General features: G+C 43.9%; 19 protein-coding genes. 13 read left to right on the top strand and 6 right to left on the bottom strand.

The annotated features are described in order from the left end of the window. Positions 1–107: 107 nt before the first annotated feature. From sufB to ATY38_RS00525, 6 genes are all read left to right on the top strand, one after another. Positions 108–1,544 carry a Fe-S cluster assembly protein SufB gene (sufB, locus tag ATY38_RS00550; RefSeq protein ID WP_062557573.1) on the top strand — a complete coding sequence of 479 codons (1,437 nt, stop codon included), beginning with the start codon at positions 108–110 and terminating at the stop codon, positions 1,542–1,544. Continuing rightward, on the top strand, positions 1,541–2,335 hold the full coding sequence (gene sufC, locus ATY38_RS00545; RefSeq protein WP_062557572.1) for a Fe-S cluster assembly ATPase SufC: 795 nt from the start codon (positions 1,541–1,543) through the stop codon (positions 2,333–2,335). Before sufB ends, sufC begins: the two co-directional genes overlap by 4 nt. Then, entirely contained in the window at positions 2,332–3,639 is a 1,308-nt protein-coding gene (gene sufD, locus ATY38_RS00540) for a Fe-S cluster assembly protein SufD (RefSeq protein WP_062557571.1), read from the top strand. The genes sufC and sufD overlap by 4 nt, the downstream gene beginning before the upstream one ends. Further along, entirely contained in the window at positions 3,636–4,895 is a 1,260-nt protein-coding gene (locus ATY38_RS00535) for a cysteine desulfurase (protein WP_062557570.1), read from the top strand. Before sufD ends, ATY38_RS00535 begins: the two co-directional genes overlap by 4 nt. Then, complete coding sequence (gene sufU, locus ATY38_RS00530) at positions 4,895–5,383, top strand: Fe-S cluster assembly sulfur transfer protein SufU (RefSeq protein ID WP_062557569.1); 489 nt, start codon at positions 4,895–4,897, stop codon at positions 5,381–5,383. The genes ATY38_RS00535 and sufU overlap by 1 nt, the downstream gene beginning before the upstream one ends. Before the next feature lie 84 nt (positions 5,384–5,467). Further along, entirely contained in the window at positions 5,468–6,028 is a 561-nt protein-coding gene (locus ATY38_RS00525) for a NifU family protein (RefSeq protein WP_062557568.1), read from the top strand. Positions 6,029–6,086: 58 nt separating this feature from the next. Here the strand turns inward: ATY38_RS00525 and ATY38_RS00520 are convergent, their stop codons facing one another. The 5 genes from ATY38_RS00520 to ATY38_RS00500 form a co-directional block, all read right to left on the bottom strand. Then, positions 6,087–6,650, bottom strand: a complete 564-nt coding sequence (locus tag ATY38_RS00520) for an elongation factor P (RefSeq protein WP_062557567.1) — start codon at positions 6,648–6,650, stop codon at positions 6,087–6,089. A 78-nt stretch (positions 6,651–6,728) separates the two neighbouring features. After that, positions 6,729–7,865, bottom strand: coding sequence for an elongation factor P maturation arginine rhamnosyltransferase EarP (gene earP / locus ATY38_RS00515; RefSeq protein ID WP_062557566.1), 1,137 nt, complete (start codon positions 7,863–7,865; stop codon positions 6,729–6,731). 103 nt (positions 7,866–7,968) lie between these two features. Then, complete coding sequence (locus ATY38_RS00510; RefSeq protein ID WP_062557565.1) at positions 7,969–8,748, bottom strand: DUF4126 family protein; 780 nt, start codon at positions 8,746–8,748, stop codon at positions 7,969–7,971. 164 nt (positions 8,749–8,912) lie between these two features. Beyond that, the gene (locus tag ATY38_RS00505; protein WP_062557564.1) at positions 8,913–9,458 is read right to left on the bottom strand and encodes an NUDIX hydrolase; all 546 of its coding nucleotides are present in this window, start codon (positions 9,456–9,458) and stop codon (positions 8,913–8,915) included. A 39-nt stretch (positions 9,459–9,497) separates the two neighbouring features. After that, the gene (locus ATY38_RS00500) at positions 9,498–10,322 is read right to left on the bottom strand and encodes a DUF2914 domain-containing protein (RefSeq protein ID WP_062557563.1); all 825 of its coding nucleotides are present in this window, start codon (positions 10,320–10,322) and stop codon (positions 9,498–9,500) included. 121 nt (positions 10,323–10,443) lie between these two features. Here ATY38_RS00500 and ligA point away from each other — a divergent pair, with 121 nt between their 5' ends. From ligA to ATY38_RS00465, 7 genes are all read left to right on the top strand, one after another. Continuing rightward, positions 10,444–12,477 (top strand): NAD-dependent DNA ligase LigA, encoded by a 2,034-nt coding sequence (gene ligA, locus ATY38_RS00495; protein ID WP_062557562.1) that lies wholly within the window; start codon positions 10,444–10,446, stop codon positions 12,475–12,477. Positions 12,478–12,484: 7 nt separating this feature from the next. After that, on the top strand, positions 12,485–13,030 hold the full coding sequence (locus ATY38_RS00490; protein WP_062557561.1) for a hypoxanthine-guanine phosphoribosyltransferase: 546 nt from the start codon (positions 12,485–12,487) through the stop codon (positions 13,028–13,030). Between the two features lie 19 nt (positions 13,031–13,049). Then, positions 13,050–13,796, top strand: coding sequence for an S-methyl-5'-thioinosine phosphorylase (locus ATY38_RS00485; RefSeq protein ID WP_062557560.1), 747 nt, complete (start codon positions 13,050–13,052; stop codon positions 13,794–13,796). Further along, entirely contained in the window at positions 13,786–14,319 is a 534-nt protein-coding gene (def, locus tag ATY38_RS00480) for a peptide deformylase (protein WP_062557559.1), read from the top strand. The genes ATY38_RS00485 and def overlap by 11 nt, the downstream gene beginning before the upstream one ends. A gap of 33 nt (positions 14,320–14,352) precedes the next feature. Then, positions 14,353–15,180, top strand: a complete 828-nt coding sequence (locus tag ATY38_RS00475; RefSeq protein ID WP_062557558.1) for a hypothetical protein — start codon at positions 14,353–14,355, stop codon at positions 15,178–15,180. A 176-nt stretch (positions 15,181–15,356) separates the two neighbouring features. Next, positions 15,357–15,704: a type II toxin-antitoxin system RelE/ParE family toxin gene (locus ATY38_RS00470; protein WP_062557557.1), complete on the top strand. Its 348-nt coding sequence runs from the start codon at positions 15,357–15,359 to the stop codon at positions 15,702–15,704. A 2-nt stretch (positions 15,705–15,706) separates the two neighbouring features. Further along, positions 15,707–15,994 carry a helix-turn-helix domain-containing protein gene (locus tag ATY38_RS00465; RefSeq protein WP_062557556.1) on the top strand — a complete coding sequence of 96 codons (288 nt, stop codon included), beginning with the start codon at positions 15,707–15,709 and terminating at the stop codon, positions 15,992–15,994. Between the two features lie 152 nt (positions 15,995–16,146). Here ATY38_RS00465 and hemJ read toward each other — a convergent pair whose 3' ends face one another. Further along, positions 16,147–16,590, bottom strand: coding sequence for a protoporphyrinogen oxidase HemJ (hemJ, locus tag ATY38_RS00460; RefSeq protein WP_062557555.1), 444 nt, complete (start codon positions 16,588–16,590; stop codon positions 16,147–16,149). Positions 16,591–16,696 lie beyond the last annotated feature (106 nt).

Here is a 16,696-nt window from a genome sequence, read left to right as displayed (position 1 = left end):
ATTACAGTATATTTCCGCTTTGTATATCAGTAGTCGTTTTGATGTAATTTAAGATTGTAGGAAATCTGTTTCAAACTATATAAATATTAAAAAAAGGAAGAAACCAAATGAGTGCAGTATTGCAAAGTCTGGTTAATCAACCGTATAAACACGGCTTCGTTACTAAAATTGAATCTGATGTTGCTCCCAAAGGGCTTAATGAAGATATCATTCGATTAATTTCAGCCAAAAAGAATGAGCCCGAGTGGCTTTTGTCATTTCGCCTGGAAGCTTATCGAAAATGGCTAACAATGAAAGAGCCTGAATGGCAGAACGTTCATTATCCAAAAATTGATTTTCAAGCAATCAGTTATTACTCAGCACCAAAGCCTAAGAAAAAATTGGCAAGTATGGATGAAGTTGATCCTGAATTATTGCGTACATTTGAAAAGCTTGGCGTGCCAATGCACGAACGTGCAGCACTTGCAGGCGTCGCTGTCGATGTTATCTTTGACAGTGTTTCAGTAGCCACTACCTATAAGCAGAAACTTGCGGAAGTCGGCATTATTTTTTGTTCCATTTCTGAAGCTGTGCATAACCATCCAGAACTTATTCAGAGATATCTGGGAACTGTTGTGCCTGTTGGTGATAATTATTTTGCGGCTTTGAATTCTGCTGTGTTTACGGACGGCTCTTTTTGTTTTATTCCTAAAGGTGTCAAATGCCCGATGGATCTATCCACCTATTTCCGCATTAACACGGAAGGATCCGGACAGTTTGAGCGTACATTAATCATTGCTGAGGAAGATGCTGCTGTTTCTTATCTTGAAGGCTGTACTGCGCCTAGATTTGATACTAATCAGTTACATGCTGCAGTAGTTGAACTGGTTGCGTTAGATAATGCAGATATCAAGTATTCAACAGTCCAGAACTGGTATGCCGGTGATGAGAACGGTATTGGTGGTATATACAACTTTGTTACTAAGAGGGGTTTGGCAAAAGGGAAGAATTCTCGAATTTCATGGACACAGGTAGAAACCGGTTCCGCAATCACGTGGAAGTATCCGTCATGCATATTGCGAGGTGATAATTCGGTCGGAGAATTTTATTCAGTTGCGGTAACCAATAATTATCAACAAGCTGACACCGGGACGAAAATGATTCATCTCGGGAAAAACACGCGTAGCACTATAGTGAGTAAAGGTATCTCGGCTGGCCATTCTAACAGTAGCTATCGTGGCTTGGTACGTATCTCTCCGACCGCCGAAGGTGCGCGAAATTACTCGCAATGTGACTCTATGCTTATTGGCGATCAATGTGGCGCGCATACCTTTCCTTATATTCAAGTTCATAATAACAGTGCAATTGTTGAACATGAGGCGTCTACTTCTAAAATTGGCGAAGATCAGCTTTTTTATTTTTCACAACGCGGAATTGATGCAGAAGAAGCAGTCTCTATGATTATTAATGGTTTCTGTAAGGATGTGTTTCAACAATTGCCAATGGAGTTTGCTGTTGAAGCTACCAAGCTTCTCAGCTTTAAGTTGGAAGGGAGTGTCGGATGATTGTTAATAACAGTAAAACCCTTCTCGTGGTTCAGGGGCTGCGTGCCAGTATTAATGGCACCGAAATTCTCAAAGGCATTGACCTCACGATAAAAAGTGGAGAGATCCATGCAATCATGGGCTTGAATGGATCTGGAAAAAGCACTTTGGCAAAAGTGTTGGCAGGTCACTCGGCGTATGAAATTACAGCAGGAACTGTGCGGTTTGAAGATAAGGATTTATTGGAGCTGGCACCTGAGGATCGTGCACGCGCCGGATTATTTTTGGCTTTTCAATATCCGATTGAAATTCCAGGCGTAGCAAACACGCAATTTCTTCGTCTTGCCTATAACACAATACAAGCCCAGCGGGGCAAGGAAGAGTTGGATCCTCTCGAATTTGATGATTTTGTGCGCGAAAAAATGAAATTATTAGATATGAATCCCGATTTCTTGGATCGTAGTGTCAATGAAGGATTCTCAGGTGGGGAGAAGAAACGAAACGAAATTCTGCAAATGGCATTGTTAGAGCCGAAATTGAGCATCTTGGATGAAATGGACTCCGGGCTTGATATCGACGCGCTGAAGACCGTAGCCAATGGCGTTAATCAAATTGCCAATAAAGACAATGCCACAATTTTAGTGACGCACTATCAGCGTTTACTGGATTATGTCGTTCCGGATTTTGTGCATATTATGCAGTCAGGCCATATTGTGTTGACAGGTGGTAAGGAATTAGCACTTGAATTGGAAACACGAGGTTATGACTGGGTTACTGCAAATAAACGGTCAATTGCCGGAGCAATCGCATGAGCGAAACAGTTGCTACCGATTACCTTGATTGCCTACTGAAATCTTGGTCGACAAAATCAAATGAGCCGTTATCATGGTTAAATCAATTACGTGCTCGTGCAATTGATCATGTTAGTACACAGAGATTGCCCACGAAGCGTGATGAAGAATGGCGTTTCACTGATATCTCCGCGCTTACTCGCTTATCTTTTCAGTCTGCACAACCACACACTAATTTGCAAACGCAGGATATTGAACATTTGTATCTGAAGGAAGCAAAAAGCTCTCTGGTGTTTGTAGATGGCTATTATTCTCCGCAGTTATCGACCCATGTTGATCCCGCAGTACTTCAGGTTGGCAATTTATCAACATTCTTATTAACACATGCATCAGTTCTGGAATCTCATTTTGGTCAATACGTGAAATTTGATAACAACGTATTTGCAGCACTCAATACGGCATTCCTTCGTGATTGCGCATTGATCATTGCGCCAAAGAATACCGCCATCGCCGAACCCGTTCACTTATTGTTCATTGCGACACAATCAGAGGTAACTTGCTATCCACGCTGTTTGATAATTGGAGAGCCCGGAAGTAACGTAACATTTGTTGAGGATTATGTTTCTCTTCGGGAGACTGCCTACGTCACAAATTCAGTAACAGAAATTAGCTTGTCTGCGAATGCGCACGCCAGACACATTAGAATTCAACGGGAAAGCGCACAAGCTTATCATCTGGCAAATTGCGCAGTTTCGCTGGCTCATGGAAGTAACTATCAATCGGTCAGTATTTCATTAGGGGCGCAGATTTCCCGCTACAATCTGAATGTTCAATTAGTTGATGAAGCTGCAGAGTGCACGATTGATGGGCTTGCGTTAATTTCAGATAACCAGTTAGCCGATACGCATACCTGCATCGATCACATAAAACCAAATGGAATCAGTCGTCAGCAACATAAATGTATCGTCAATGATAAAGCACATGCTGTATTTAATGGAAAAATTATTGTACGGCCTTATGCGCAGCAAACAAATTCATCGCAATCGAGCCGTAACTTGTTACTTAGTAAAACTGCACAGATAGACACGAAACCACAACTGGAAATTTTTGCCGATGATGTTAAATGTGCACATGGGGCAACAGTTGGACAGCTTGATCAAGAAGAAATCTTTTATCTACAAAGCCGTGGGTTATCCGAAGCAACAGCACGCAGTTTATTAACTTACGCTTTCGGTGCGGAAATAATCGATCGTATTCCCGTAAGCTCACTCAGGCAGCAACTGGCACAAACTGTACTTAATCAGACTCGGGGTAATAAATTATGAATTCAGCGCATGCTTCTCTGAAATCAGAAATTACTTCTGACGTCGATTGGAGAAAGGTTCGCACCGATTTTCCTATTCTCGAGCTGAAAATTGACGGAAAACCGCTTATCTACCTTGATAATGCTGCATCCAGTCAAATGCCACAATTAGTCATTGATCGTTTAGTACGCTATCAAACTAAACAACACGCAAATATTAATCGTGCCGTACATTATTTATCTGAAGTTGCCACGCAGGAATATCACGATGCACGATGCAAGTTACAACAATTCATCAATGCACGCGAAGATCGGGAAGTTATTTTTACCAGCGGTACAACAGATTCCATTAACTTGGTTATGCAAGGATATGGACGTAAATTTATCCAAGCAAACGATGAAATTATTCTTACCACATTGGAACATCACTCCAATATTGTTCCGTGGCAAATGCTGGCTAACGAAAAAGGTGCAAAAATTCGTGTTGTCCCAATTAATGACAAAGGCGAATTAGATGTCGACGAATATGAAAGATTATTTAATGAGCGTACTAAGTTTGTCGGTTTGATTCATGTTTCGAATGCACTCGGTACGATTAATCCGATTAAAAGAATGATCGATTTCGCTCATCGATATGATGTTCCCGTGTTAATTGATGGTGCACAGGCTGCTCTTCATATACCTATTGATGTGCAGGCGCTTGATTGCGATTTTTATGCATTCTCAGCGCATAAATTATGTGGTCCGACCGGAGTAGGCATTCTCTATGGTAAAGCTGTACTCCTGGAATCCATGCAGCCTTATAAAGGTGGTGGGAATATGATCGCATCGGTAACTTTTGAAGAAACGATCTATAACACCATTCCTCATAAATTTGAGGCAGGTACTCCTCCGATTGCCGCTGCTATTGGCTTTGGTGCTGCCATTGATTATTTGACGACTATTGGTATCGAGAATATTGCTGCGTATGAATCTACATTGCTTGATTACGCAACCAAATGTCTTACTCAAATCCCTGGTGTCAATATTATTGGTACAGCGAATGAAAAAACTGCCGTTATTTCTTTCACCATTGATGGAGTCCATCCACATGATATTGGAACCATCTTAAATCAAGATGGCATTGCCGTTCGTACTGGGCATCACTGTGCGCAACCTGTCATGCAGCGATTTAATGTACCTGCCACCTCCAGAGCCTCATTTGCTTTCTATAATAACAAAACAGAGGTTGATGCTTTGATTGCCGGGATTAAAACCGTTCAGAAGGTTTTCTTATAATGCATACCAATTCTCTGTATCAGGAGGTCATTCTCGACCACAACAGAAAGCCGCGTAATTATGGCAAGCTGGATCAAGCGAGTCATCATGCAGTTGGCCACAATCCGTTATGCGGTGATCGTCTGGATATTACATTGCAACTTGAGAATGAGCAGATCTGTGATATTGCATTTCAAGGAGAATCCTGTGCAATCTGCAAGGCTTCCGCATCGATGATGACAACTGCAGTCAAAGGGAAATCTCGTTTGGATGCGGAAATACTGATTCACGAATTTCGCGAACTGGCTACTGGAAAACTGGATACCGGTCATCCGCATCATCTTGGGAGATTAACGGTTTTCTCAGGCATTCGCGACTTACCCACGCGGGTTAAATGCGCAATTTTACCGTGGCACACTTTGCATGCCGCACTCAACTCTATTTCTAGCACTTCCACTGAGGCCAATAATGATTCTGCACAAATGGTGTCGAATCATTCAGTTAGTTGAGTGTCAATCCTAGATCTGTGTATAACTTCTATTAGCCATCCATACTGCATATCAATAGCAGCTTCAATACTTTAATACTGAAAAATGCCAAAAATTTCTGACATTGAAGGAACACCCAACAAGAATGCTTTGAAATTCATTCTTAAAGAACCATTGACCTGGGGCGTTGCACGTTCATTCGATAATGCTGATGCCGCCAGAGACGATCCACTGGCATCTGCATTATTCGATATTGATCATGTCACGAATGTTTTTTATATCGATCATTGGATCACTGTCACTCAGGATGGTGGAGCTAATTGGCAAGACCTGGCGCGTGATATTGCCGACCCTATCCGTGCAGCACCGGCTGCTTCTGCGCAGTCTGCCGAGACCGTCGCTACTGCTAGCCAGGCTCTGGCTAACGTGAATCCGGAAGATCAACTGCGTTTGGAGAAAATCAATATTTTATTAGATGAAGAGGTGCGCCCTTATCTGCAAAGTGATGGTGGTGATTTGCATATCTTGGGACTCGAGGGCAACATTCTGCGTATCCATTATCAAGGTGCATGCGGTACATGTCCCAGCTCTATTTCAGGCACACTTAGAGGAATTGAGAATATGCTTAGAACCATAGAGCCTGATATTCAAGTTGTTGCCAGTTAAATGCCCGACATAAGAAAGGTGGCATAGCCACCTTTCATTAATTAATTTCGACCAGTCATTAAACACGCTTTCGGAATTCGTTGTTGTGCGGATCAATCTCGATTTTATCGCCAATCTCTACAAAAGCCGCCACTTGAATTTCAAAATTTGTTCCTGCAAGGCGAGCTGGTTTCATAATCTTGCCCGTAGTATCACCCCGTATGGCTGGTTCGGTATACTCGACTTCGCGTACAATCGTATTGGGTAACTCAACAGAAATCGCCTTGCCATCGTAGAAAGTTACCTGACATACATCTTCCATACCATCCGTCAAGTAATTTAAAACGTCTGACATGTTGTCAGCCTCAACTTCAATCTGATTATAATCCGCATCCATAAAAACGTAGAGCGGATCGGCGTAATAACTGTATGTACAGTCTTTTCTATCCAGAACAACTAAATCGAATTTTTCATCCGCTTTGTAAACGGTTTCGGTTGTAGTGCTGGAAAACAGGTTCTTCAATTTCATTTTTACCACAGATGCGTTACGGCCAGACTTGGTAAACTCTGCCCGTTGTACAACCATAGGGTCATTACCAATCATTATGACGTTACCTGATCGTAGTTCCATTGCGGTTTTCATAGTTCAATTCCAAATTTTAGGTTAGAAGCTAGATTAATGTGGGTATCAACAGTAAACTTTGAGCTTGATAACCAAGAATTATAGCTGATTTTCAGCAAACTGCACCAGATTGGATGCCAAATCTTCCTGTTTCAGCAATTGATTAACCCAATTCTTATTATGCTGGATCAAAGGCCCGTAACAAGCTGCAAAGTCTTCCCAAATAAGATTATTCAATTCACATCTTACATTCCAGCAGTGCCACATTGCTTGCACGGCGGATGCAACTTTGACAGGTAACCCTGCTGTGTATAGCGTAAGAAATGCATCAAATTTATCCCGATGTGCATCCTCTTGCTGAGGATAAATATTCCATATGAAGGGCTTAATCGCCCACTGCGCACGTACAAAAGAATCTTCGCCGCGTACAAAATTAAAATCACAACTCCACAGCAATAGGTCATATTCCGTTTGTTCCATAAACGGAATAATCTGAATGGTGAGTTGCTTATAGTTTATTAATGCCTTAGTCTGGCATGGTGCATGATTAAATAATGCTGAAAGGCGATCAGCAGCAATTCCTTGCGGGACGATCAATAAAACGGGTACTGTTGATTCTGATAATACTTGAATGAAGTTTTCGACGGGCGCGCTCTGATAACAAAATAGTGAAATACGTATCTCTCCGGTTTTTCTTTCAGACAGCCTTTTGCGTTGGAAGAATTTCCGCTCTGTTGCTTGGTCAAAGTTATCATGTATTGTCAGACAATCCTTCTCCCGCAACAACCCACCACTGCCAGGCACAAAGCCGGGAAAAAAGAATGTCTTGGCTAAAGAAAAACGGGGATGGGGTGAAGGTAAACCATGATATTCAGTCACCCAAGATTCGGCACTCAGATATTCCAAATTAATCCAGACAGGATTCCTTTCTTTCTGTAACATCGCCCTCACATACTTTTCAGGCAATTCGCACGCGAATGCTTCAATGACTACGTCTGCCGGTTCAGTATCCACAAATGACCGTTGCCAATAACAGATCTCAACGCAATGAATGATTTGGTACTGAGCTCGAGGATTTACTTCCGGTACTATATTGGCAAAGCTGACTAAATTATTAACCCATAATCGTACTGATTGACCATGTTCATGAACCAGTTGTTTGGCAAGGCGCCAACATACGCCAATATCACCGAAATTATCGATAACTGCACAAAAAATATCCCATTTGCGTCGCATTGAATTATCGGCAAGTTGTGTTTGGAATCTTTTGCGTGAGCACGGATATTGCCAAGAGTATTGCATCGCAATAATTGAGAAATTTAATCACGCAATTATCTTTCTAATCGTTCTTTTTCAGAATGGCGCTTTTTTGTTGTTCAAATTCTTGTTCCGTGAGCACACCACTATCGCGTAGTTGTTGCAATCGTTCCAGTGCCATTATCTGTTCAGGTGACGGATATTTCATTGCCGATGGAATAGAATCCACAACGTTGTTTGTCACGGCTTGTCCATTTGCAAAGCCGAGAAATCTTGCAATTTTTGAAAGTAACGTATTAATTAAATGCCATAGTTTTGGTAATGACCAAATGGCAATACCCATAAACACAACAAATAATATTAGAAATATTTCCTGATGCTTCAGTGCTGCCCACATCCCAGAGAACACCAAGAAATCCTCCGTGATGGAAGCTGACCAATTCGAAACCGGTTCAGGAGATGTGTTTATCAACAACCGTGTGCCAGCTTTGGTAGCATGGCTGGTCGCAGCCACGCCCGCTCCTAAAATACCCGCAGCAATTTCGAGTGCGGGCGTCACGTCTCCGACTGCACCAGCTGCTAGCATGGCGCCTGCAGGAATTCGAACAAAAGTATGAATGGAATCCCATGCAGAATCCATTCCAGGAATCTTATCCATGAAAAATTCAATGAAATACATAATGCCGGCTGCACCTATCACCAACGGTTCTTGCAATACCGATAATTCAGCAGGCAAATTAATATGGCCTGTCGAGCCACCCAGTCCCAGTACCAGTAAAACTGCATACAGATTAATGCCACTGGCCCAGGAAGCACCCATCATCAAGGCAATTGTTGCTAGTAGTGCTTCATAATTTTCCATATTAAAATTTACTTATATCTGTATGATCATTGATCAAATTATGACATTGCGTGCGGTTTTTCAGATTGTTATGATTCGTTTGCCGATATCCATATCAGCAAATCGACACATTGTGTATAAATGCTGTTTGGATGCAGTCCTCCGATACTGTGTTCATTAATTCATTATGGGGCATTCTGAGCTTTGTTAATCACATCGACATGAAGGTCGAATTTTCCCTGATTGCGCTCTTTGAAATAGTGCTTGAGCGGATCGTGAATGACCCGAAACGCCATTTCTTCCCACGGCATTTCTTGTTCCGATACCAGTTTGACTTCCAGGCTTTCGATTCCGGGCTTGAAATCGAGGTCTAGCAACTTTGCCCTGAAAATAAAATAAACTTGGCTGATATGAGGCAGGCTATATACTGCGTATAGATCGCCTATTTCCACACGTGCATTAGCTTCTTCCAACGTTTCTCTCGCCGCGGCTTGTGCCAGCGTTTCGTTATTTTCCATAAAACCGGCGGGCAAAGTCCACCAGCCCTTACGAGGTTCTATGGCACGCTTGCACAATAAAATTTTATCTTCCCATTCAGGGATACATCCCACAACCATTTTGGGATTCTGATAATGAATGATATTACAAGTACTGCATACATAGCGGGGTAGAGAATCACCTTCAGGTATCATCAATACGACAGTGGCACTACAGTTGCTGCAATATTTCATGATGCATCCTAACTTGCTTATTCAGTAAGATCAAAAAACTTAGTTTTGCGTAACGGTAAAATCTCGGGTCGCCAGTTGATTTCCCAATTCATCGATTAATTCCACATGCCAGGAACCTATTCGTTGGTGATCCAGTTGCTTGCTGGCGTGAGTGCGCCAATTGCTATTATGCACTTGCAAGCGCAATTGTGAATCCAATTTGTTATTAAAATACCAGTTAACCCGGATATTTTTTCCTTGCAGGTTTTGTAATTGCAGATAGAAATGGATGGGTTTGGTTTCACCCGATTTTAATTGTACAGTATCAATCGAATCAACGGGCTCGCGCCCCTTAATTGCATGGGTTAACAAGGCTCTAAGAACCTCGGGCTGATCCGATGTTTTATGCGGCTTGGATTGAGATGCGGTTTTGGGTACATTTTTGTCTGGTGTATTGGATGGATCAGTAATAGAGTTTGTTTTTGGTTTTTTGGTGGGCAGGATGATGGTTTGGGGTGTGGTAATGTTGTTGTCGGATGCCGGAGCTGATGGGGCAGGATGCGTGTTGATCGGGGTATTTAACTCAGATCCAGCTGAGGCATCGGTTAGGTCGGGTCCGGCATCAATCTTTGTTGGAGGAGACGTGCTCTCAGGTGTGGAAATAGCTGAATCATTCATGGGCTCCTCAGAGCTTTGGCTACTGAAAATTAAATAACCGAGCACAACTAAAATAGTTAGCAGTGCGAGTGCGGCAATGGAAATTTTTCTCCAATCCAGCGATTCTTCATAAATGATTTCAGGTTCGGGGTAGATTTCCTCGATGGCTTGCGGAGGTTCTTGCTGAATCTGAATGCGGATTTTTAATGTATTGTTATTATTGCTCATGATGCACTTTTTAGGACAAGATGAAGTCACAGGGTTGGTTTTTTGACGAATGCGCAGTATAAAGGATTTTTGGTCAAGAACTGAAACCGTGTTTCACCGGTATTCATTATACTGATTCGATATGAATGAAAGAATCGAGAAAATAAGGCAACGCATACAAGATTTACGCGCTCAGATCGAGCTGCACAATTACCGGTATTACGTATTGGACACTCCAACCATTCCCGATACCGAATATGACAGACTATTGCGCGAGTTACAGCACATTGAGCAAGACTATCCGCAACTAATAACAGCCGATTCTCCGACACAACGTGTGGGTGCGGCACCACTCAAAGCTTTTTCGCAAATTGTGCATCGTAGACCGATGCTATCGCTGAGTAATGCGTTTGACGATGTGGAAGTAGAAGCTTTCGACCGGCGCGTGTGCGAAGGATTGGCAGTGGATAATGTCGAATATGCGGTAGAGCCGAAATTTGACGGACTGGCTGTCAGTCTATGTTATGAAAATGGAATTTTTAAAACCGGTGCGACACGTGGCGATGGCTATACGGGCGAAAATATTACATTGAATCTGAGAACGATTAAATCAATTCCTTTGTTGCTCCCAGTCGAGAATCCGCCACCATGGCTGGAAGTGAGAGGTGAAGTATTAATGTTGAGAACGGATTTCTTGGCTTTAAATCAGCGTCAATCCGCTAAAGGTGAAAAAGAATTTGCCAATCCGCGCAATGCAGCAGCAGGGTCGTTACGTCAACTTGATCCTGGTGTTACTGCAATCCGGCGTTTAACCTTCTTTGCTTATGGCGTTGGACAATATCAGGATTGCCACATGCCACTGGATAAACACAGTCATGTAATGGCCTATCTTGCGTCGTTACATTTTCCTGTTGCCAAAGAAGGCGGCGTAGTTAAGGGGCTGCAAGAATTGTTAGCGTATTATCAAGAGATTGAGGTGCAACGCGCGCGCTTGCCGTATGATATTGATGGCGTGGTGTATAAAGTCAATTCCCTGGCACAGCAGGAACGGTTAGGATTCGTATCGCGCGCGCCACGATTTGCGCTGGCGCACAAATTTCCGGCACAGGAAGCGATTACGCAACTGTTGGGTATTGAGATTCAGGTTGGAAGAACCGGCGCCTTGACGCCGGTCGCGCGCTTAAAACCGGTGTTTGTCGGTGGCGTGACCGTTACCAATGCCACTTTGCACAATGCGGATGAAATTGAACGTAAGGATGTGCGCATTGGCGATACCGTCATCGTTCGCCGTGCGGGTGACGTGATTCCCGAAATTGTATCAGTGATATTGGAAAAACGTCCGGTAGAGGTGCAGGTTTTTGTGATGCCGGAGCATTGCCCGGTATGTGGCGCTAAAGCTGTGCGGCTAGTGGGTGAAGCGGTATCGCGTTGTACCGGTGGATTATTTTGCCCGGCGCAGCGTAAACAGGCGATTCTGCATTTTGCTTCGCGTCGGGCTATGGATATCGAGGGTTTGGGCGATAAACTGGTTGAGCAAATGGTCGATCAAGGGGTCGTGCGAACCCCGGCGGATTTATATAAATTGGGATTAAGCGCTCTGGCTAATCTGGAACGCATGGCGGAGAAATCAGCCGGTAATATTCTGCGCGCGATAGAAAAAAGTAAGCATACGACATTAGCAAGATTTATCTATGCATTGGGGATTCGTAACGTTGGAGAAGCCACCGCAAAGGATTTGGCGGCGCATTGTGGCAACCTCGACCGGCTGATCGAAGCCGGTAGTGAGCGTTTGCAACAAATTCCGGATGTTGGTCCGGTGGTGGCGCAGAGCATCGCGGATTTCTTTGCCGAAGCCCATAATCGTGAAGTGATTGAGCAGCTTCGTGCCTGTGGAGTGCATTGGCATGAGCATGAGGGAATATCCGTTTTAGCCGGGGAAATGAGACCATTGCAGGGAAAGACGTTTGTTTTAACTGGAACATTACCGATTATGAGCCGTGAAGAAGCCAAAGAAAAGATTGAATTGCTGGGGGGGAAAGTGAGCGGCAGTGTTTCCAAGAAAACGGATTATGTCGTCGTGGGTGCGGATCCGGGCAGCAAATACGACAAGGCGCTGAGCTTGGGCATTGCTGTGCTTGATGAAGCGGGATTGCTGGAATTACTGCAAGAACGCTGAAATTGCCATGCTGACTTACCCACAAGCGCAACAAATCCTGGAAACGGCGGAACTGATTTATTCCGAGCGGACGGTTGCGCAAACGGTGCATCGTATGGCGAGGGATATCACGCAGCAGTTATCGCAGCAACAGCCACTGGTTTTATGTGTGATGGGCGGTGCGGTGGTATTTACCGGACACTTGTTACCGCAACTTCATTTTCCGCTGGATTTTGATTATTTGCATTTGTCACGTTATAACAAGCAACTACAGGGTGGGGAAATTCAATGGCGGGTTGAGCCTGGAGAGAGTGTCAAAGATCGGGTTGTGCTGGTGCTGGATGATATTCTGGATCAAGGCCTTACGCTTGCCGCCATTCGTGACAAGGTGCTGAAAAATGGCGCAAGAGCATTTTATAGCGCGGTGTTTGCCGAGAAAGAAACGAGCAAGCCGAAGCCGCTTCAGGCCGATTTTGTTGGGCTGATCGTTCCAGACCGCTACGTTTTCGGGTTCGGCATGGACATACACGGCGCGTGGCGAAATTTACCCGCCGTTTATGCAGTAAAAGATTGAATCCAAGTTTGGGAGAATGATGTTTGCAATTATTGGCGGCAGTGGAATGACGCAATTATCCTGCCTGGAAATATCGCGTCGGGAAATCATACGTACTCCTTACGGTGAACCTTCCGGCCCATTGACATTTGGCAAGATGAGAAATGAAGATATCGTTTTTCTGGCACGGCATGGGCATGGGCACACGATTCCACCGCATGCGATCAATTATCGCGCAAATTTATGGGCGCTGCATTCTTTGCAGCCATCGCATGTCATCGCTGTAGCGTCGGTCGGCGGTATTCGCGCTGATCTGGCACCGGGACGGCTAATGATTCCGGATCAGGTTATTGATTATACTTATGGACGCAGCTTCACTTTTTTTGAAGGCAAGGAACAGCCCGTTACGCATATTGATATGACTCTACCATATAGTCAGCGCACCCGCGCTTTGTTGCTGCAAGCGGCAAAAAATGCCAACGAAGCTGTTTTCGATGGTGGAGTTTATGCGGCGACGCAAGGTCCCCGGCTGGAAACAGCCGCCGAGATCAACCGCCTGGAGCGCGACGGCGCGGATATCGTAGGCATGACCGGTATGCCGGAAGCCGCACTGGCTAGAGAACTGAACCTAAATTACGCGAGCATTGCCGTGGTCGCCAATTATGCCGCAGGACGCGGCACTAACGTGAGCAGCATTCCGTTGAAGGAGATTTATGCGGTATTGGAGCAAGCAATGATGGGAGTCAGAAACATTCTGGAACATGTGGTGAGCTGCGATGGCCATTAAACCGGTACTCAAAATGGGTGAGCCATTGTTGCTGCAAGTGGCTAAGCCTGTCGATCGATTCGATACCCCGGAACTGCATACGTTGATTCAGGATATGCAGGACACCATGGCGTATTTGAATGGTGCAGGCTTGGCGGCACCCCAAATCGGCGTGAGTCTGCAAGTCGTCATTTTTGGATTTGAAAAGAATCAACGTTACCCCGATGCCGACGAGGTGCCCTTTACCGTGCTCCTCAATCCGCATTTGACGCCATTATCCGACGAGAAAGAAGACGGCTGGGAAGGTTGTCTCAGCGTGCCCGGCATGCGTGGTGTGGTACCTCGCTATATCAATCTGCGCTATCAGGGCTTCGATCAATACGGCACAGTGCTCGACCGCAACGTCAATGGTTTTCACGCGCGCGTGGTGCAGCACGAATGCGATCACTTGCAGGGGATTCTGTATCCGATGCGGATCAGGGATTTCAGGCAGTTCGGGTTTACGGATGTGCTGTTTCCGGGGCAGGTGGTTGTGGATGATTAGCTAGTTAAGCTAAAGGAGAAATGCGTAAATATTATGGATTGGATACCTGCTATATCGACCTCATCACTGTTAATTTTGGCTCTAGGGCTGTTTCGGAATCTTATCATTACAAGATTAACTAATTCCGTTAAGCATGAATATGATGCAAAGATTGAGAATCTAAAGGCTGAGCTGCGTAAGAACGAAGAAGCATTTAAGATAGATTTATCCACAAAAACATCACAAATAGAAGCTTTAAGAAATGTTGTGCTATCTGGAGTTACTAGTCGTCAAGCAGTAATTTTCGAACGACAATTAGTAGCTGTTGAACAGCTTTGGGAAGCATTTGTATCCCTAGCCCCGGCTAAAGAGGTATCTGCTTGGATGGCAGAAGTAAAATTTGAATCAGCCGCGAAAGAAGCAGCAAAGAATTCAAGGGTTAGAGAAATGTTTTCAATGATAGGTAATTTTGATTTGAATAATCTGGAAATCAAGCAGGCATTAAAAACTCGACCGTTTATTTCTCCACTCGCATGGGCTTATTATTCTGCTTATGAAGCTATAGTTTTTCATGCAATAACTAGGTTACATATGCTTAAAAACGGTATCGATATGGTAGAAGTCATAGATAGCAGCAGAGTGATTAGCCTTGTGAGAGTTGCGCTGCCACATCAAGTCCAATATATAGAAAAATATGGTCCCAGTGCATTTCATTATTTACTTGAGGAACTTGAGTCTAATTTATTAGCCGCATTTAGGCTAATGTTTCAAGGCGAAGAGGTTGATAAGGATAATTTAGAAAAAGCGGCTGCGATCATAAAGCAGTCCGAGGCGCTAATGGATGCAAATGTGAAATCAGGCGCGGTGGAGGAAACATTATGAATTTATCAATAGCGTATGCGTGGTGGAGTGGATAAGTATGCGCTATCCACCATCATGTGTAGTCCGAATCTCATACAATCCCTAAGTGCCATTCGCATTGGTGAATTCACCAATAGATCAATAAGCTTATGTCACCCAAGGTTGCTGTAAGTTAACTTGCATGTTAACATCCGACAATGAAAACGATACATTTTTACCGATCGGAGTCTGGTGCTTGCCCGGTAGAAGATTTTTTGGATTCTTTATCTGGGGAGCAAGCGCAGAAAGTAACTTGGGTATTGCAGTTGATTGAAGATCTGGAAGTTATTCCTTCGCAGTATTTTAAGAAACTGGTGAATACGGATGATTTATGGGAAGTTCGAATTCAGGCGGGAAATAACATTTTTCGATTATTGGGTTTTCTGGAAGGTAAGCAAATGGTGATTCTAAATCATGCTTTTCAGAAAAAAACACAAAAAACGCCTGCAAAAGAAATTCTGATCGCCGAAGCGCGTAAGAAAGAATATCTCAAAAGGAGAAAATAATCATGAGTGATTTAAGAAAATATGTCAGCAAGCGGAAGGCGGTTGATGTTGCATTTAATGAGAATTATGAAGAAGGCTACCAGGCTTTTAAAATAGGTGTGCTGCTTCGGCAAGCCAGGGAAGCTTCCGGGTTAACGCAAGAACAGATTGCTGAGAAACTCAACACCAAGAAATCAGCGATATCGAGAATTGAAAACCATGCCGAAGATATAAAATTGTCGACTTTAGAAAAATTTGCTGCTGTTCTTGGCTGTAAAATTGAAGTTTCTATTAGCCAGGATAATCGATAAACAGTACCAATAAGCTGTATCGAATGAGTGTCAATGACCGGATAAGGCTGGGAAGCTGTGAAGCAGGGGAAATGCTGACCAGCGAGGAGCTTCAATGGGAAATCGATGCATGGTAGTCTTGGAGAGATGAAAACCATCTTGCACTTCAGTCGCTACTCAAACAACCCGGAAACCACTGCCGCTAAATCCGGTTTAACCACCACCAGTATCACCACCGCAAACAAAACCAACACTGGAAATTCATTGAACCAGCGGTAAAAAACATGCCCATGCTGATTAGCATCGTTTTTAAACGCTTTAACATATTTTCCGCAGTAATAATGATAGACGATCAGTATCAATACCAATGCCAGCTTGGCGTGTAACCAGCTTCCCGAGAAACCGTACCCCAGCCACAGCCACACGCCGAACACTACAGTCAGCACCGCGCCGGGGGTCATGATGCCATAATACAGTTTGCGCTCCATGATCTTGAAGCGCTCTTTGCCGGGTTGATCTTCACATTGAGCGTGATACACGAATAAGCGTGGCAGGTAAAATAGTCCCGCGAACCAGGTGACCATGAAAATAATGTGCAGTGATTTAATCCAGAGCATGGCAGTGTGAATGGTTAGGGTTAAAGTTGTATGATGGTGAATGTGTAATTTTAGCGTTATTCCTCGGGATTAGGGGATTATTGTAATATTTGCGGTTTGATTAAAG

Source organism: Nitrosomonas ureae (assembly GCF_001455205.1).
GTDB lineage: Bacteria > Pseudomonadota > Gammaproteobacteria > Burkholderiales > Nitrosomonadaceae > Nitrosomonas > Nitrosomonas ureae.
The sequence above is the reverse complement of the archived record's forward strand: the minus strand, read 5'-3'. Positions and strand labels throughout refer to the sequence as shown.